At 68.1% G+C, this 17,429-nt stretch carries 13 protein-coding genes and 1 pseudogene; 12 read left to right on the top strand and 2 right to left on the bottom strand.

The window, feature by feature from the left end; genetic code table 11:
* From AC27IQ_RS09880 to AC27IQ_RS09835, 10 genes are all read left to right on the top strand, one after another.
* The coding region (locus AC27IQ_RS09880) for an ABC transporter permease (protein WP_487089357.1) at window positions 1–796 on the top strand (796 nt) is incomplete at its 5' end.
* Between the two features lie 13 nt (window positions 797–809).
* Entirely contained in the window at window positions 810–1,796 is a 987-nt protein-coding gene (locus AC27IQ_RS09875; RefSeq protein ID WP_487089356.1) for an ABC transporter ATP-binding protein, read from the top strand.
* Window positions 1,793–2,644 (top strand): ATP-binding cassette domain-containing protein, encoded by an 852-nt coding sequence (locus AC27IQ_RS09870; protein ID WP_487089355.1) that lies wholly within the window; start codon window positions 1,793–1,795, stop codon window positions 2,642–2,644. Before AC27IQ_RS09875 ends, AC27IQ_RS09870 begins: the two co-directional genes overlap by 4 nt.
* A gap of 54 nt (window positions 2,645–2,698) precedes the next feature.
* Window positions 2,699–4,108, top strand: a complete 1,410-nt coding sequence (locus AC27IQ_RS09865) for a M20 family metallopeptidase (protein WP_487089354.1) — start codon at window positions 2,699–2,701, stop codon at window positions 4,106–4,108.
* A gap of 85 nt (window positions 4,109–4,193) precedes the next feature.
* A complete protein-coding gene (locus AC27IQ_RS09860; RefSeq protein ID WP_284429635.1) occupies window positions 4,194–4,700 on the top strand; it encodes a YbaK/EbsC family protein in 507 nt (168 codons plus the stop codon).
* Window positions 4,697–4,972 (top strand): DUF1289 domain-containing protein, encoded by a 276-nt coding sequence (locus AC27IQ_RS09855; RefSeq protein WP_487089353.1) that lies wholly within the window; start codon window positions 4,697–4,699, stop codon window positions 4,970–4,972. The genes AC27IQ_RS09860 and AC27IQ_RS09855 overlap by 4 nt, the downstream gene beginning before the upstream one ends.
* Window positions 4,969–5,619: a 2-hydroxychromene-2-carboxylate isomerase gene (locus AC27IQ_RS09850; protein ID WP_487089352.1), complete on the top strand. Its 651-nt coding sequence runs from the start codon at window positions 4,969–4,971 to the stop codon at window positions 5,617–5,619. Before AC27IQ_RS09855 ends, AC27IQ_RS09850 begins: the two co-directional genes overlap by 4 nt.
* A gap of 387 nt (window positions 5,620–6,006) precedes the next feature.
* Entirely contained in the window at window positions 6,007–7,665 is a 1,659-nt protein-coding gene (locus AC27IQ_RS09845) for an MFS transporter (protein WP_284404716.1), read from the top strand.
* A gap of 241 nt (window positions 7,666–7,906) precedes the next feature.
* Window positions 7,907–8,869, top strand: a complete 963-nt coding sequence (locus tag AC27IQ_RS09840) for a porin (protein ID WP_272565303.1) — start codon at window positions 7,907–7,909, stop codon at window positions 8,867–8,869.
* Window positions 8,870–8,990: 121 nt separating this feature from the next.
* Window positions 8,991–9,191 (top strand): hypothetical protein, encoded by a 201-nt coding sequence (locus AC27IQ_RS09835; RefSeq protein WP_284404718.1) that lies wholly within the window; start codon window positions 8,991–8,993, stop codon window positions 9,189–9,191.
* A 101-nt stretch (window positions 9,192–9,292) separates the two neighbouring features.
* Here the strand turns inward: AC27IQ_RS09835 and AC27IQ_RS09830 are convergent, their stop codons facing one another.
* The gene (locus AC27IQ_RS09830; protein WP_487089351.1) at window positions 9,293–10,402 is read right to left on the bottom strand and encodes an ABC transporter substrate-binding protein; all 1,110 of its coding nucleotides are present in this window, start codon (window positions 10,400–10,402) and stop codon (window positions 9,293–9,295) included.
* A 190-nt stretch (window positions 10,403–10,592) separates the two neighbouring features.
* Complete coding sequence (locus AC27IQ_RS09825; RefSeq protein ID WP_272569813.1) at window positions 10,593–11,693, bottom strand: ABC transporter substrate-binding protein; 1,101 nt, start codon at window positions 11,691–11,693, stop codon at window positions 10,593–10,595.
* A 237-nt stretch (window positions 11,694–11,930) separates the two neighbouring features.
* Between AC27IQ_RS09825 and uvrA the strand changes: the two are divergent.
* Together uvrA and AC27IQ_RS09815 are read left to right on the top strand one after the other, a co-directional pair.
* Window positions 11,931–14,882: pseudogene (gene uvrA / locus AC27IQ_RS09820) on the top strand (excinuclease ABC subunit UvrA); the annotation flags it as partial.
* 67 nt (window positions 14,883–14,949) lie between these two features.
* Window positions 14,950–17,429 (top strand): excinuclease ABC subunit UvrA (locus tag AC27IQ_RS09815; protein ID WP_487089350.1); only part of this gene is annotated, 2,480 nt, incomplete at its 3' end.

Below are 17,429 nucleotides of genomic sequence, written 5' to 3'. Positions count from 1 at the left end.
CATCGTGCTCGTGCTGGCCCTGGTGGCCGCGCTGCTCGCCCCCTGGATCAGCCCGCACGACCCCTATGCGCAGGATGTGACCCAGCGCCTCATTCCGCCCGTCTGGCATGCCAAGGGCAGCTGGGAGCACGTGCTGGGCACCGACAAGCTCGGCCGCGACTACCTGAGCCGCCTCATCTACGGCGCCCGCGTGTCGCTGCTGATCGGTGTGGTCACGGCGCTCATCGCCGGGGCCATCGGTACCACGCTGGGCGTGCTGGCCGGCTACTTCGGCGGCCGGGTGGATGCGGTCATCAGCTACATCATCACCACGCGCCTGGCCATGCCGGTGGTGCTGGTGGCGCTGGCCATGGCCTCGCTCGTGGGCGGCTCGCTGCAGGTGGTGATCGTGCTGCTGGGCCTGCTGCTGTGGGACCGCTTCGCCATCGTGACCCGCTCGGCCACGCAGCAGCTGCGCGATGCCGAGTTCATCGCGGCGGCCAAGGCGCTGGGTGCATCCACGCCGTACATCCTGGTGCGCGAGCTGCTGCCCAACCTGATGAGCGCGCTCACCGTGGTCGCCACACTGGAGATGGCACACGCCATCCTGCTCGAATCGACCCTCTCGTTCCTGGGCCTGGGCGTGCAGCCGCCCACGCCGTCGTGGGGCCTGATGGTGGCCGAGGGCAAGGCCTACATGTTCTTCCAGCCCTGGGTGATCCTGATCCCCGGCGTGGTGCTGGCCGTGCTGGTGCTGGCCATCAACCTGGTGGGCGACGGCATCCGCGATCTCACGGCCCCCGATGGCCGGAACTGAAAGGCAAAGACCCATGACCACCCCTTTGCTGGACGTGAAGAACCTGCGCGTGGACCTGCCCACCGAGCGCGGCATGCTGCACGCGGTGCGCGGCATCGACTTCCATGTGAACCGCGGCGAACTGCTCTGCCTGGTGGGCGAATCGGGCTGCGGCAAGTCGATGACCTCGCTCGCGCTCATGGGCCTGCTGCCGCGCAAGGCGGTGCGCACGGCCGACCACATCCGCTTCGACGGTGCCGAGCTGCAGGGCCTGCCCGAGCGCGCCATGGCGGCGCTGCGCGGCGCCCGCATGGCGATGATCTTCCAGGAGCCGATGACCTCGCTCAACCCGTCGTACACGCTGGGCGACCAGCTGTGCGAGGCGCTGCGCGCGCACCGCAAGGTGAGCATGGCCCAGGCGCGCGAGCGGGCCGTGTACCTGCTGGAGCGGGCGGGCGTGCCGCAGGCGCCCGAGCGCCTGCGCCAGTACCCGCACCAGCTCTCGGGCGGCCTGCGCCAGCGCGTGATGATCGCCATGGCGCTGATGTGCGAGCCCGACCTCATCATTGCCGACGAGCCCACGACCGCGCTGGACGTGACCATCCAGGCGCAGATCCTGCGGCTGCTGCGCGAGCTGCAGCAGGAGTTCGGCACGGCCGTGGTCTTCATCACCCACGATCTGGGCGTGGTGGCGCGTATCGCCGACCGCGTGGCGGTGATGTATGCGGGCGAGGTGATCGAGACCGCGCCGGTGGGCGAGTTGTTCGCGCGGCCCACGCACCCCTACACGCAGGGCCTGCTCAACTGCATTCCCGTGCGCGGCAAGACGCTGCCGGGCAGCCGGCTGCAGGCCATTCCCGGCGTGGTGCCCAGCCTGGTCGGCACTGTCCAGGGCTGCGCTTTTTCCAACCGCTGCGCGCACGCGCAACCGGCCTGCGCGCATACGCCGCCCTATGTGGCGGTGGATGCCCACCACGCGGTCCGCTGCGTGCAGGCCCATCCCCTGGCGGAGGCCGCATGACCCCCAAACCCCTACCCCCGGCACCCGGCAGCGACATCGCGCTGGAGCTGTGCGCGCTGCACCGCAGCTTCCGCCTGAAGCGCGGACTGTTCCGCGCGCCCGGCGAGATCCACGCGGTGAATGACGTCTCGCTGCGCGTTCGCAAGGGCGAAACGCTGGGCCTGGTCGGCGAATCCGGCTGCGGCAAGAGCACGCTCGCCAAGATGCTGCTGGGCCTGCTGCCGCCCAGCTCGGGCAGCGTGCTGGTCGATGGCAAGGAGATCGATCCGCGTCAGCGCCGCGCGCTGGCGCGGCGCATCCAGCCCATCTTCCAGGACCCGTACTCGTCGCTCAAACCGCGCCGCACCGTGGCCGACATCGTCGGCGTGCCGATGCGGCTGCACCAGGTGGGCACGGCCGTGGAGCAGCGCCGGCGCGTGCGCGAGATGCTCGATCTGGTCGGCATGCCCGAGCGCACCCATGCGCAGTACCCCAACCAGCTGTCGGGCGGGCAGCGCCAGCGCGTGGCCATCGCGCGGGCGCTGGTGCTGCGGCCCGACATCCTGATCTGCGACGAACCGACCTCGGCGCTCGACGTGTCGGTGCAGGCGCAGATCCTGAACCTGCTGCTCGACCTCAAGGCCGAGTTCGGCCTGACCTACCTGTTCATCAGCCACGACCTGGGCGTGGTCGAGCACCTGGTGGACCGCGTGGCCGTGATGTACCGCGGCGCCATCGTGGAACTGGGCACGCGCGAGCAGATCTTCGCCCGGCCCGAACACGCCTACACCCGCCGGCTGCTGGCCTCCGCGCTCACGCCCGAGCCGGGCCTGGGCATTCCCGACATCGAGCGTGCGGCCGTGGCCTGAGCGGCCATACGCACCTTCCATTCACTCCACCCACCCCACCCGAGGACCTTTTCCATGAGCCGTGACCAAGCCATTGCCCAGACGCTGGCCTGCTTCGATGACGGGCGCTTTCAGCAGACGCTGGCGCGCCGGGTCGCCTTCCGCACCGAAAGCCAGGACGCCGCCAGCGGCCCCATCCTGCACGCCTACCTGACCGAGGAAATGGTGCCGCAGCTGCAGGCGCAGGGCTTTGCCTGCCGTGTGGTGGACAACCCGGTGCCGGGCAAGAGCCCCTTCCTGCTGGCCGAGCGCGCCGAGGAGGGCGCGGCCTTCACGCTGCTGACCTACGGCCATGGCGACGTGGTGCGCGGCTACGACGCGCAATGGCGCGCGGGCCTCAAACCGTGGGATATCGTGGTGGAGGGCAACCGCTGGTATGGCCGCGGCACGGCCGACAACAAGGGCCAGCACACCATCAACCTCACCGCGCTGGAGCAGGTGCTGGCGGTGCGGGGCGGCCGCCTGGGCTACAACGTCAAGATCATCCTGGAGATGGGCGAGGAGGACGGCTCGCCGGGCCTGAACGCGGTGTGCGCGAACGAGCGCGATGCGCTCGCGGCCGACCTGTTCATCGCCTCCGACGGGCCCCGGGTGTCCGCCTCGCGCGCCACCCTGTTCCTGGGCTCGCGCGGCGTCTTCAATTTCGACCTGCACGTGAAGCTGCGCGACGGTGGTCACCACTCGGGCAACTGGGGCGGCCTGCTGCGCAACCCGGGCATCCGGCTGGCGCATGCCATCGCCAGCCTGGTGGATGAGCGCGGCCGCATCCAGGTGCCAGGCCTGCGCCCCACCGAGCTGCCCGCCAGCGTGCGCGAGGCGCTGCGCGACATCGACGTGGGCGGTGGCCCGGACGACCCCGAGATCGACCCGGACTGGGGCGAGCCCGGCCTGACCCCGTCCGAGCGCGTGATCGGCTGGAACAGCCTGGAGGTGCTGGCCTTCACCACCGGCAACCCGGCCATGCCGGTGCATGCCATTCCCGCCGAGGCGCGCGCGCACTGCCACATGCGCTACGTGGTGGGCTCCGACCCCACGGCGTTCCTGGACCACATCCGCGAGCACCTGCGGGCCCGCGGCTTCACCGACGTGGAAGTGCGTGGCACCGACGTGCACATGGCCGCCACCCGGCTGGACCCGGACGACGCCTGGGTGCGCTGGGGCCTGGCCTCCATCGAGCGCTCCACCGGCCAGCGGCCGGCGCTGCTGCCCAACCTGGGCGGCTCGCTGCCCAACGACGTGTTCTCCGAAACGCTGGGCCTGCCCACGCTGTGGGTGCCGCACTCGTATCCGGCGTGCTCGCAGCACGCGCCCAACGAGCACATCCTGGCGGACGTCACGCGCGAATCGCTGCAGATCATGGCCGGCCTGTTCTGGGATCTGGCGGAGCAGGGGCCCGGGGTACACCAGGAGCGCGCGGCGGCTTGAAGGTCCCCCGAGGGGCTGCGCGTCCCGGCGGCCATCGCTAAGATTCACGGCTTTGGACCACCGGCCTTCCGGCCTTGAGACACCCATGTGCGCAGCCGAACTCATTCCCCTTCCCGAAGGCGTCCAGCGCGTCGCCGCCACGCTGCAATCGCTGGGCCATCCGCACATGCCGCGCATGCTCGACGACGCGGCGCGCACCGCCCAACAGGCGGCCGACGGCCTGGGCATCCTGGTCGGCCAGGTGGCCAAGAGCATCATCTTCCGGCGCAAGAGCGACGATGCGGCCGTGCTGGTCGTCACCTCGGGAGACCGGCGCGTGGATGAGAAGAAGGTCGAGGCCCACGTCGGCAAGATCGGCCGGGCCGATGCCGAGTTCGTCAAGGCGCGCACGGGCTTCTCGATCGGCGGGGTGTCCCCCGTGGGCCACGCCACGCCGCCGGTCACGCTGATCGACCGCGAGCTGTTCCGCTTCGAGGAGATCTGGGCCGCGGCCGGCCACCCGCACAGCGTGTTCGCGCTGCGCCCGCAGGATCTGGAAAAGCTCACCAGCGCGCCGGTGGTCGATGTGGTGCAAGTGCCGACCGAATCATGAGTGATATTGAATCAATAGCTAACCGCGCAATGCTGTTGAGCGCGGGAGGCTATTTCGACGAGGCCCGCACGGACGGCGTGCCCTCGCCGTGCATCTCGGTGTGCCGCCTGTCCGCCGATGGCGCCTCCTGCGACGGCTGCTTTCGCACGCTGGACGAGATCCGCGCATGGTCGGGCGCGGATGATGCTGAACGCCGCGCGATCTGGGCTCGCCTCGCGCAGCGCGCGGGTTTCGAGTTTCCCCCGCCATCCCCTTTCCCGGACCTGCCGTGAAGCACATCACCTTCTACCTGGACTTCGTCTCGCCCTATGCCTGGCTGGCGTTCGAGCAGTTGCCGAAGGCCCTGGAAGGACTGAGCTACAGCGTCGAGTACCGCCCCGTGCTGCTGGGCGCGCTGCTGCAGCGCCACGGCAACCCCGGCCCGGCGGGCATTCCGGCCAAGCGGCTGTGGACCTACCGCCATGCCGAATGGCTGGGCCATTCGCTCGGCACGGGCCTGGCCATGCCGGCCCAGCACCCGTTCAACCCATTGCCGCTGCTGCGCCAGTCGCTGGCCTGCAGCGAGGACGGCGCCATCAACCGTTTCGTGGCTGGCACGGTGCTGCGCCACGTGTGGCTGGGCGGGCACGATGCCAACGACCCCGCGCGGCTGCAGGCGCTGGCCGAGGCACTCACGCAGCAGGTGCGCCCGGATCCCGCAGGCGCCACCGCCAAGGCCCTGCTGCGCGCCAACACCGACGCGGCGGCGCAGCGTGGTGTGTTCGGCGTGCCGGCGTTCGAGGTGGAAGGCCGTCTGTTCTGGGGGCTGGACAGCCTGCCCATGCTGCGGGCCTGCCTGAGCGGCGATCCCTGGTTCGAAGGTCCCGCGTGGGGCCGTGCCGAGGCGCTGCCCTCCAGCTTGCCGCCAGCCGCCGCCTGATCCCGCCGGACCCGGCGGCAAGCGCCAAGCTGACTCACGCTATTGCGCTGACGCGGCTGATTTCCCTGGCGTTCCCGTCCTTTCAGGGTTAGTCCTCGGCAGGGTTTTCCCGCGGCGCGGCGGTGCGTCGTGGTGGCCTCCGTGGCCCGTTCGATGGGCTGCACCGCTGTTTTACCCCCGATTTACCGCATCGAGAAATGCGGATACAGGGTTGGCCCGGAGTTTGTCAGTTGGCAGTCAGTCCAGGGTGCTGGCAAGCCAACGGCGCTTGTCAGTGTTTGGTCAGATGCACGTCCGATATTGCGACCCAGGCTGCGACGAGTGCCCGGAAACCCCATCGCACCGTGCATTTCCGCATCCATCCGACCACCAATGGAGACAAGCACCATGGCTACCAATGTTGCATCCCGGCCCATGTCGCCGGAAGAGAGAAAAGTCATCTTCGCCTCGTCGCTGGGCACCGTGTTCGAGTGGTATGACTTCTACCTGTACGGCTCGCTTGCGGCCATTATCGCCAAGCAGTTCTTCAGCGGCCTGGATGCGGGCTCGGCCTTCATCTTCGCGCTGCTGGCCTTCGCGGCCGGGTTCATCGTGCGGCCTTTCGGCGCACTGGTGTTCGGCCGCCTGGGCGACATGATCGGGCGCAAGTACACCTTTCTCGTCACCATCCTGATCATGGGCCTGTCCACGTTCATCGTGGGCATCCTGCCGACCTACGCCAGCATCGGCGTGGCCGCGCCGGTGATCCTGATCGCGTTGCGCATGCTGCAGGGCCTGGCCCTCGGTGGCGAGTACGGCGGGGCCGCCACCTATGTGGCCGAGCACGCGCCCCAGGGCAAGCGCGGCGCCTACACCTCGTGGATCCAGACCACCGCCACGCTGGGCCTGTTCCTGTCGCTGCTGGTCATTCTGGGCACCCGCACCGTGATGGGCGAGCAGCAGTTCGGTGATTGGGGCTGGCGCATTCCGTTCCTGGTGTCCATCCTGCTGCTGGGCATTTCGGTGTGGATCCGGTTGTCGCTGTCGGAATCGCCCGCCTTCCAGAAGATGAAGGCCGAAGGCAAGACCTCCAAGGCGCCTTTGTCGGAGTCGTTCGGCGAGTGGAAGAACCTCAAGATCGTGATCCTCGCGCTGATCGGCCTGACCGCCGGCCAGGCCGTGGTCTGGTACACGGGGCAGTTCTATGCGCTGTTCTTCCTCACGCAGCAGCTGAAGGTGGACGCCGTCACGGCCAACCTGATGATCGCTGCCGCGCTGCTGATCGGCACACCGTTTTTCATCGTTTTCGGTTCGCTGTCGGACAAGATCGGCCGCAAGCCCATCATCATGCTGGGCTGCGTGCTCGCCGTGCTGACGTACTTCCCGGTGTTCAAGGCACTGACCGAAGCGGCCAATCCCGACCTCGCCGCCGCGCAGGCCAAGAACAAGGTGGTGATCGTTGCCGATCCTGCCGAGTGCTCGTTCCAGTTCAACCCCACGGGCACGTCCAAGTTCACGAGTTCGTGCGACATCGCCAAACAGGTGCTGGCCGCCGGTTCGGTGAGTTATGACAATGAAGTCGCGCCAGCCGGCACGCCTGCCGTGATCAAGATTGGCGCCACCACCATCGCGAGCTACAGCGCCAAGGGCCTGCCCGCCGACCAGGTCAAGGCCAAGGATGCGGAGTTCAAGAAAACGGTGGCCGACACGCTCAAGGCCGATGGCTACCCCACGAAGGCCGACCCCGCCAAGATGAACAAGGGGATGATGGTCGCCCTGCTGACCTACCTCGTGCTGCTGGTGACCATGGTGTACGGCCCCATCGCCGCCATGCTGGTGGAAATGTTCCCCACCCGCATCCGCTACACATCGATGAGCCTGCCCTACCACATCGGCAATGGCTGGTTCGGTGGCCTGCTGCCCACCACCTCGTTCGCCATCGTGGCGCAGACCGGCAACATGTACAACGGCCTGTGGTACCCCATCATCATCGCGGGCGCCACGGCGGTGATCGGCACGCTGTTCATCCGCGAAACCAAGGACGTGGACATCTACGCCAACGACTGATGGAACCGCGCGGGCGCCCGGGAATCCGGGGCCCGCAGCATGGAAAAGGGCTGCATGTGTTGGCAAAAAACGCCAAAGTGTGGTGGCGATGCATCAAGGCTGTTATGAAAATGACTTTTGGGGGTGGTATTGAGGCGCCACCCCCTAGAATTTCGTAAGTAGTTGCACCAACGCCCGGCGGCCACCCGCTCTGCAGTGCCTACCACACCATCTGACGGATAAAAGCATTCAAGGAAATCACATGCAAAAGACGAATCGTTTGGCACTGGCTGTGCTGGCTCTCCTGGGTAGCACCGCTGCCTTCGCCCAAAGCAGCGTCACGCTGTATGGCCGTGTGAACACCACGGTGGAACGCCAAGAAGTGGGCGACACCAAGACCACCGGTCTGTTCAACAACGCTTCGCGTTTCGGCTTCAAGGGCGTGGAAGACCTCGGCGGTGGCCTGAAGGCTGGCTTCCAACTGGAAAGCGGCTTCGCTTCCGACACCGGTTCTTCCGATGCACGTGGCTTCTTCGCCCGTCAAAGCGAAGTGAACCTGTCGGGTGGTTTCGGCGCCCTGCGCCTGGGCCGCTTCACGGCTGAGTCCTACTACGCCACGGCCGACTACGTCAGCCTGCACAACCACGACACCGGTTCGTCGTCCGATGCGTTCTACGCCTACGTGATGCCCGATGCCAACAAGATTTCCTACCGCACGCCCGATTTCGGCGGCCTGACCGTCGAAGGCGCCGTGGCGCTGCACGAGCAAGCTGTCGGCGTGAAGAATGCCTATGACCTGGCTGCCAACTACAACCTGGGCGCTCTGGCCCTGGGCGCTGGCTACAGCAAGCAAGGCGACGTGAACCAGTTCGCACTGCGCGGCCTGTACACGATGGGTTCGTTCATGTTCGGCGGTTACTACCAACGTGACGAAGACGCATACGTCCTGAATGGCGGCAAGCGCAACACGTTCCGTCTGTCGGGTGCCTACCTGATGGGCGCTTCTGAATTCCACGTGAACGTGGGCCGTGCCGGCAAGTACAAGAACGTGGCTGACAGCGCCGCTACGCAATACACGCTGGGCTACAACTACAACCTGAGCAAGCGCACCAAGGTGTACGGCTACTACACGAAGGTGAACAACAGCCGCAACGCCGCTTACATGACGGGCATCGCCGGCGCTGACTTCAGCTCCGTGGCCGTGGGCGTTCGCCACGCATTCTGATGGTTGACGCGGGTCGGCGGCCCCGGCTGCCAACCCGTGTTCCAGACGATCCGAGCCTCACATCCCGAAAGGGGTGTGGGGCTTTTTTTCAGCCGTTCGTTTCACTAAAAAGGAGATAGGTATGTGGAAAATTGTCGTGGGCTTCGTTCTGTTCGCAGCGCTGTCGCTCTTCGTCATCATGAAAGCCGGAGACAAAGTGGACATGAGCGGTGAAAAGCACGGGGCCGATGCCGTGCATGTGCCTGAAACGGCGGCCCCCGCAGCCAGCAGCCCCGCATCGGCGCCCGCGGTGCCCGCCTCGGGAGCCAGCAGCGCTTCCTGAAAACAGGCGGCTGCCCGATGCAGACGTGAAGAAGCCCGCTGATGCGGGCTTTTTTGCCGAGCGCAGACGGTCGGGCGGGCGAAAGCGAGGTTTTCAGCCCCTCAGCGGCGGAATTTCCCGTCCGCGCCGAGGATGGACAGTTCGGCAAAGTCCAGCCCGGTGTGGTCGTCGGGGCCGTAGCTCACCTCCAGGCCGCCCAGATCGACTTTCTGCAAGCCTTCCAGCGCGGCATGGATCCGCTCCCGGGTGGGCTTGGGGCCGGCGCGGCGCAGGCCTTCGACCAGCACCTTGGCGGCCGCGAAACCTTCCAGCATGGCGGGGCTGACTTCCTTGCCCCGGCTCTTGGCGAGGCCCTGCGCTTCGCTCACGAGCGGCACGTTCACGGCGCGCTCATTGGGGAACACCTGGGTGACGATCACACCGCGGGCGTTGGCTCCCAGGCTTTTGGCGAAACCCGCGGAGGCATTGTTGGACAGCGTGGCCACCTGGGCCGTGGATCCTGCGGCGCGCAGGGCCGCGTAGCCTTCGGCCACGGCGGTGCTGGAGGCGATCATCAGCACGGCCTGGGCCTGCGACTGCGCGATCTTGGGCACGAGGGCTCCGAAATCGGGCTTGGTGCGGTCGATTTTCTCCAGCAGCACGGCTTTGAGCTTGGCGGTGTCCAGCCCCTTTTGCGCGCCGACCAGGCCGTCCGCGCCGAAGCTGTCGTCCGCATGGACCACGGCGATCTTGGTGATGCCGGTGGATGCCAGGTGCGCGATGGCCTTCTCGGCTTCGCGCTGGTAGGGCGCCCGCACGTTGAAGACGTTCCGGCGCACGGGCCGGTGCAGCACCATGGCACCGGTGGAGGGGCCGACCAGCGCCACGCCGTATTTGTCCAACAGCGGGATGACGGCCTCGGTGGGCGGCGTGCCGCGCGTGAGAAAGAGAGCGGAGACGTTCTGCTCTTCGATCAGCTTGCGGGCATTGGCCGCGGCCAGTTGGGGGTCGAGCTTATCGTCCAGCGAGATGAGCTGGATTTTCTGCCCGTGGATGCCACCCCGCGCATTGATGGCGTCCAGGTACAGCTTGGCGCCGTCGGTGGTTTCCTGCACCCCTGCGGCCACCGTGCCGGAAAAACCGGCAGTCTGTCCGATGAGGATCTGCGCCTGCGCGGCCGACAGCAGCGCCGTCAAGGCCACGCCCGCGCTGATTTTCTGGAGGGTTCTCATAGCTCTCTGGTCAAAGGATGGAGGGGCGTGCCGGACTCGCTCCGGCCCCGGCATGTCCGGCGATAGCGCTTCTCAGGAAAGAACGTAACCCAAAGGTACGAGGATCGTGCCGAGGCGATGGCCGCGGCTTCCCTCATATCCCCCGGATGGGCCGGGCCACTGCGGCCGCCCGGGCATGCTGCCCGGGCCTTCAGCGGCGGAATTTTCCGTCGGTTCCGATGATAGACAGGTCGGCGAAGTCCAGGCCGGTGTGGTCCTCGGGGCTGTAGCTGACCTCCAGCCCGCCCAGGTCGAACTTCTGCAGCCCTTCCAGGGCCGCCTGGATGCGGTCGCGGGAGGGCTTGGGGCCGGCGCGGCGCAGGCCTTCGACCAGGACCTTCGCGGCGGCATAGCCTTCCAGCATGGCGGGGCTGATTTCCTTGCCCTGGGCCTTGGCAAGGTCCTGCGCCTCGCGCACCAGGGGGAAGTTCATGGCCCGTTCGTTGGGGAACACCTGGGTGACGATCACACCGCGGGCGTTGGCGCCCAGGCTTTTGGCAAAGCCGGCGGAGGCGTTGTTGGACAGCGTGACCATCTGCGCGCCCGATCCGGCGGCGCGAAATGCCGCATAGCCTTCGGCCACGGCGGTGCCCGAGGCGATCATCAGCACGGCCTGGGCCTGCGACTGCACGATCTTGGGTGCGATGGGGGCGAAGTCCGGCTTGGAGCGGTCGAACTTTTCCTGCAGCACGGCCTTGAGCTTGGCGGCTTCCAGCCCCTTTTGCGCGCCGACCATGCCGTCGGCCCCGAAGCTGTCGTCCGCCTGCACCACGGCGATCCGGGTGATGCCCATGGAGACCAGGTGGGAGATCGCCTTTTCGGCTTCGCGCTGGTAAGTGGCGCGCACGTTGAAGACGTTCTTGCGCACCGGCTTGTGCAGCACCATGGCGCCGGTGGAGGGGCCGACCAGGGCCACGCCGTGCTTGTCCAGCAGCGGAATGATGGCCTCGGTGTGGGGCGTGCCGCGCGTGAGGAAGAGGGCGGAGACGTTCTGCTCCTCGATCAGCTTGCGGGCATTGGCGACGGACAGTTGCGGATCGAACTTGTCGTCCAGCGAGACCAGCTCCACCTTCTGCCCGTGGACCCCGCCCCGGCCGTTGACGGCGTCCAGGTACAGCTTGGCGCCCTCGGTCGTCTCCTGCACGCCCGAGGCCACCGCGCCCGAGAATCCGGCGGTCTGGCCGATGAGAATCTGTGCCTGGGCCGCCGACAGCAAGGCGGCCAGGACCAGTGCGGCGCCGGTGTTGCGCATGAATGCCATGGTGTGTCTCCAATCCGTGAGGGGTTGCCGAGGAAAGCCCTCTGCCTGGGCGCCACCTTGCCGAAGTTGGCGATTCGTGACAATAGGTAACACCCTGGGTCGAAGGCCTTTTCCATGCCGCGGGCGGTTGCCAACCGCGGCCTTGCCCCGATATGGGAAATCGCCCTACCTTCCGCGCGCGGAAGCCGTCCCTAGAATGCTCCGCCTCCCCTACCCGAAAGACCCCCGATGACCCAGGGATTGATCCGCATCCACGGTGCACGCCAGCACAACCTCAAAAACCTCGATCTGGACATCCGCACGGGTGAGTTGACGGTGGTGACGGGCCCCAGCGGTTCGGGCAAATCCAGCCTGGTGTTCGACACCCTCTACGCCGAGGGCCAGCGCCGCTACGTGGAAACCTTCAGCGCCTACGCGCGCCAGTTCCTCGACCGCATGGACAAGCCCGCCGTGGACAAGGTGGAGGGCGTGCCGCCCGCCATCGCCATCGACCAGACCAACCCGGTGCGCTCCAGCCGCTCCACGGTCGGCACGATGACCGAGCTGAACGACCACCTGAAGCTGCTCTTCGCCCGCGCCGGCCAGCTGTTCGACCGGCAGACCGCGCAGCCGGTGCGCCACGATTCGCCCGAGACCATCTACGCCGAGCTGCAGCGCCGCTGCGCCGAGGCCGGCGACCCGCGCGTGGTGCTGACCTTCCCCGTCGAGCTGCCCGCCAACACCTCGCCCGAGCAGGTCGAGCAGTGGCTGTCCGCCAGCGGCTTCACCAAGGTCCAGGCCGAGCGCGAGGTCGCGACGCCCACCGGGCCCCGCAAGCTGCTCGATGTGGTGGCCGACCGGTTCCGCCTGGGCAATGCCGAGAAGGCGCGGGTGGTGGAGGCCATCGAGGTGGCGATCAAGCGCGGCACCGGGCGGCTGAACGTGTACCGGCTGGTGGACGACGGCGAGCCGGAACTGTGGCGCTTCTCCACTGGGCTGCACTGCCCCGACAGCGACCTGCGCTACAGCGAGCCGATTCCGTCGATGTTCTCGTTCAACTCCGCCGTGGGCGCGTGCGACACCTGCCGCGGCTTCGGCCGCGTGATCGGCGTGGACTACGGGCTCGTGATCCCCAACGAGAAGCTCACGCTGCGCGCAGGCGCGATCAAGACCATCCAGACGCCGGCGTGGAAGGAGGCGCAGGACGACCTCATGCGGCACGCCGAAACCGCCGGCATCCCGCGCGACACGCCCTGGTACAAGCTCACCGAGGACCAGAAGCAATGGGTCATCGGCGGCGCGCCCGGCTACAAGGACGGGCAGTGGAACAAGCAGTGGTACGGCATCAAGCGCTTCTTCGAGTACCTGGAGAGCAAGGCCTACAAGATGCACATCCGCGTGCTGCTGTCCAAGTACCGCAGCTATACGCCGTGCCCCACCTGCGGCGGCGCGCGCTTGAAGACCGAGAGCCTGCTGTGGCGCGTGGGCAGCAAGGAGGACGCCGACATCGCGATCGACCCGGCCCGCCGCTTCATGCCCCAGGGCGTGCAGTGGAGCCGCGCGCAGCTCGAAGCGCTGCCCGGCCTGTGCCTGCACGACCTGATGCTGCTGCCCATCGACCGGCTGCGGCGCTTCTTCGACCGCATGGAGCTGCCCGAGGGCGATGCCGCCGCGGGTGGCGACGCGCAGGCGCTCAAGCTGCTGCATGAAGAGATCACCACGCGCCTCAAATACCTGTGCGACGTGGGCATCGGCTACCTCACGCTGGACCGGCAAAGCCGCACGCTCAGCGGCGGCGAGGTGCAGCGCATCAACCTGACCACGGCGCTGGGCACCTCGCTGGTGAACACGCTGTTCGTGCTGGACGAGCCCAGCATCGGCCTGCACCCGCGCGACATGCACCGCATCACCGAGGCCATGCTGCGCCTGCGCGATGCGGGCAATACGCTGGTGGTGGTGGAGCACGACCCGGCCGTCATGCTGGCGGCCGACCGCGTGATCGACATGGGCCCCGGCCCGGGCGAGCGCGGCGGCTCCATCGTGTTCGACGGCACCACGGGCGAGCTGCGCCGCGCCGACACGCTCACCGGCCAGTACCTGGCCGGCACCAAGCAGATCGGCATGGGCTACCAGCGCCGCGTGACGGAGGCCACGCCGCGCCTGATCCTGGAAGGTGCGCGCGAGCACAACCTGCAGAACGTGTCGGTGGAGTTCCCGCTGCAGCGCCTGGTCACCGTGACCGGTGTGAGCGGCTCGGGCAAGTCGAGCCTGATCCAGGACGTGCTGGCCCCCGCGCTGCTGCGCCACTTCGGCAAGGCGACGGAGACGCCCGGCGCGCACGACCGCCTGCTGGGCGCGGACCACCTGGGCGAGGTCGTGTTCGTGGACCAGTCGCCCATCGGCAAGACCGCGCGCTCCAACCCGGTGAGCTACGTGGGCGCGTGGGACGCGATCCGCGAGCTGTTCGCCGTGGCGCCGCTGTCGCGCCAGCGCAGCTACACCGCGGCCAAGTTCAGCTTCAATTCGGGCGACGGGCGCTGCCCGACCTGCGGCGGCTCGGGGTTCGAGCATGTGGAGATGCAGTTCCTGTCGGACGTGTACCTGCGCTGCCCCGACTGCGACGGCAAGCGCTACCGGCCGGAGATCCTGGAGGTGACCATCGAGCGCGGTGGCCGCTCCTTCAACGTGGCCGACGTGCTCGACCTCACGGTGAGCGAGGCGGCCGCCCTGTTCGCTGCCGACCGCGACGTGATCCGCGCCCTGCAGCCCATCGTGGACGTGGGGCTGGAATACGTGAAGCTGGGCCAGCCCGTGCCCACGCTGTCGGGCGGCGAGGCCCAGCGCCTGAAGCTGGCCGGTTTCCTCGCGGAAGCGGCACGCGTGGAAAGCAAATCGCGCCAGCCGCTGGCGCGCAAGGGCACGCTGTTCCTGTTCGACGAGCCCACCACGGGCCTGCATTTCGACGACATCGCCAAGCTCATGCGGGCGCTGCGCAAGCTGCTGGACGCCGGGCATTCGCTGGTGGTGATCGAGCACAACCTGGACGTGATCCGTGCCAGCGACTGGCTCATCGACCTCGGCCCCGAGGGCGGCGACGGCGGCGGCCTGCTGGTGGCCGAGGGCACGCCCGAGGACGTGCGCCAGCACCCCACCTCGCACACGGGCGCCGCGCTGCGCGAGTACGAGCAGGCCCTGGGCGCGGGCGGCCACTCGGTGCACGAGAAGGCTGCGGTGCTACGAAAAGAGAAGCAGCGTGCCCTAGCGGAACATGCGCCGGCGGCCAAAAAACGCCATCGAAATCGTCAACGCCAAGGAGCACAACCTCAAGAACCTGAGCGTGGACATTCCGCGCGGCCAGTTCAACGTGATCACCGGTGTGTCGGGCTCGGGCAAGTCGACGCTGGCGTTCGACATTTTGTTCAACGAAGGGCAGCGCCGCTACCTCGAATCGCTGAACGCCTATGCGCGCTCCATCGTGCAGCCGGCGGGCCGGCCCGAGGTGGATGCGGTGTACGGCATTCCGCCCACGGTGGCGATCGAGCAGCGCCTGTCGCGCGGCGGGCGCAAGAGCACGGTGGGCACCACCACCGAGGTGTGGCATTTCCTGCGCCTGCTGTACGTCAAGCTGGGCGTGCAGCACTGCATCCACGACGGCGCCGCCGTGCAGCCGCAGACGCCCGACAGCATCGCCGCGCAGCTGCTGCGCCACTTCAAGGGCCAGCACATCGGCCTGCTGGCGCCGCTGGTGATGAACCGCAAGGGCGTCTACACCGAGCTGGCCGACTGGGCGCGCCCGCGCGGCTATACCCACCTGCGGGTGGACGGGCACTTCCTGCCCACCACGGGCTTTCCGCGCATCGACCGCTTCAAGGAGCACACCATCGAGCTGCCCGTGGCCAGCCTGGACGTGTCACCCGAGAACGAGGGGTTGCTGCGCTCGTCGCTGGCGCGCGCGCTGGAACTGGGCAAGGGCGTGGTCTACGTGCTGAGCCAGCTCGATGGCCTGAAGGACGCCATGGTGGCCGGCACCGCCACCGCGCACATCGGGGCGCTGCAGGCGTTCTCCACCAAGCGCGCCTGCCCCGTGTGCGCCACCAGCTATGCCGAGCTGGACCCGCGCCTGTTCTCCTACAACAGCAAGCACGGCTGGTGCCCGGACTGCGTGGGCACGGGCGTCAAGCTCACCCGCGAGCAGCGCAAGGTGTTCGACGACTCGGTGCAGGACGACAAGGAAAAGGGCCGTGAGCAGACCTTCGCCGAGCCCGAGGCCGAGGACGTGGCCGACGTGGCCTGCCCCACCTGCCAGGGCACGCGGCTGAACGCCACGGCCCGCGCCGTGCGCTTCGGCGAGAACGCCGCCGCCGGCCGTGCGGGCGTGGGCATCGCCGACATCGCCGCTCTGTCGGTCACCGACATCCGGCAGTGGATCGAGGCGCTGCAGCAGGGCGCGGCCTTGAGCCAGCGCGAGGCCGACATCGCGCGCGACCTGATCCCCGAGATCCAGAGCCGGCTCGAATTCCTGGAAGAGGTGGGCCTGGGCTACCTCACGCTGGACCGGGGCGCGCCCACGCTCTCGGGCGGAGAGGCGCAGCGCATCCGCCTGGCGGCGCAGCTGGGCAGCAACCTGCAGGGCGTGTGCTACGTGCTGGACGAGCCCACCATCGGGCTGCACGCGCGAGACAACCAGATCCTGCTGAACGCGCTGCACAAGCTGGGCGACAAGGGCAACACGCTGGTGGTGGTGGAGCACGACGAGGACACCATCCGCCGCGCCGACCACATCATCGACATCGGCCCGAGCGCCGGCAAGCGCGGCGGGCGCCTGGTGGCGCAGGGCAGCGTGGCCGACGTGCAGGCCGCCGAGGATTCGCAGACCGGCCGCTACCTGCTGCATGCCATGCGGCACCCGCTCAAAGCCCGTCGCCCGGTGGTGCCGCCCGTGCACATTGCCCGCTCGGACGCTGCTATTTTGATAGCTAACAAGGCAGAAAGTACTAGGGCATCCGGCCAAAAAGAGGCCGAAACTGCCGAGCCGGAGCACTGGCTGACCGTGCGCGGCGCGCACCTGCACAACCTGCAGCGCGTGACGGCCAGCGTGCCGCTGAACCGCCTGGTGGCCGTGACCGGCGTGAGCGGCTCGGGCAAATCGACCCTGGCGCGCGACGTGCTGCTGGCCAACGTGCAGGCCTGGGTGCAGCAGCGCTCCACCAAGGCCGGGCGCGATGCGATGGACGCCGGCAAGGCGCCGCCCCTCGTGGGCTGCAGCGGCCTGTCGGGCTTCGAGACGGTGGACCGCGTGCTGGAGGTGGACCAGACCCCCATCGGCAAGACGCCGCGCAGCTGCCCCGCCACGTACATCGGCTTCTGGGACACCATCCGCAAGCTGTTCGCCGAAACGCTGGAGGCCAAGGCGCGCGGCTATGCGGCCGGGCGGTTCAGCTTCAACACCGGCGAAGGGCGCTGCCCCAGCTGCGAAGGCCAGGGCATCCGCACCATCGCCATGAGCTTCCTGCCCGACGTGAAGGTGCCCTGCGAGACCTGCCACGGCGCGCGCTTCAACCCCGAGACGCTGGCCGTCACCTGGCGCGGCAAGAGCATCGGCGACGTGCTGCAGATGGAGGTGGACGAGGCGGTGGAGTTCTTCGCCAGCATGCCCGGCATCGCGCACCCCCTGCAACTGCTCAAGGACGTGGGCCTGGGCTACCTCACGCTGGGCCAGCCCAGCCCCACGCTGTCGGGCGGCGAGGC

It is taken from the genome of Acidovorax sp. KPB24-07, from assembly GCF_057543315.1.
This window is presented reverse-complemented; position numbering and strand designations above follow the sequence as displayed.

Coding starts and splice junctions, on each gene's coding strand:
- AC27IQ_RS09835 (WP_284404718.1), top strand. CDS start 8,991: ATGTGGAAAATTGTCGTGGGCTTCGTTCTGTTCGCAGCGCTGTCGCTC.
- AC27IQ_RS09845 (WP_284404716.1), top strand. CDS start 6,007: ATGGCTACCAATGTTGCATCCCGGCCCATGTCGCCGGAAGAGAGAAAA.
- AC27IQ_RS09875 (WP_487089356.1), top strand. CDS start 810: ATGACCACCCCTTTGCTGGACGTGAAGAACCTGCGCGTGGACCTGCCC.
- AC27IQ_RS09855 (WP_487089353.1), top strand. CDS start 4,697: ATGAGTGATATTGAATCAATAGCTAACCGCGCAATGCTGTTGAGCGCG.
- AC27IQ_RS09870 (WP_487089355.1), top strand. CDS start 1,793: ATGACCCCCAAACCCCTACCCCCGGCACCCGGCAGCGACATCGCGCTG.
- AC27IQ_RS09840 (WP_272565303.1), top strand. CDS start 7,907: ATGCAAAAGACGAATCGTTTGGCACTGGCTGTGCTGGCTCTCCTGGGT.
- AC27IQ_RS09860 (WP_284429635.1), top strand. CDS start 4,194: ATGTGCGCAGCCGAACTCATTCCCCTTCCCGAAGGCGTCCAGCGCGTC.
- AC27IQ_RS09830 (WP_487089351.1), bottom strand. CDS start 10,402: ATGAGAACCCTCCAGAAAATCAGCGCGGGCGTGGCCTTGACGGCGCTG.
- AC27IQ_RS09865 (WP_487089354.1), top strand. CDS start 2,699: ATGAGCCGTGACCAAGCCATTGCCCAGACGCTGGCCTGCTTCGATGAC.
- AC27IQ_RS09825 (WP_272569813.1), bottom strand. CDS start 11,693: ATGCGCAACACCGGCGCCGCACTGGTCCTGGCCGCCTTGCTGTCGGCG.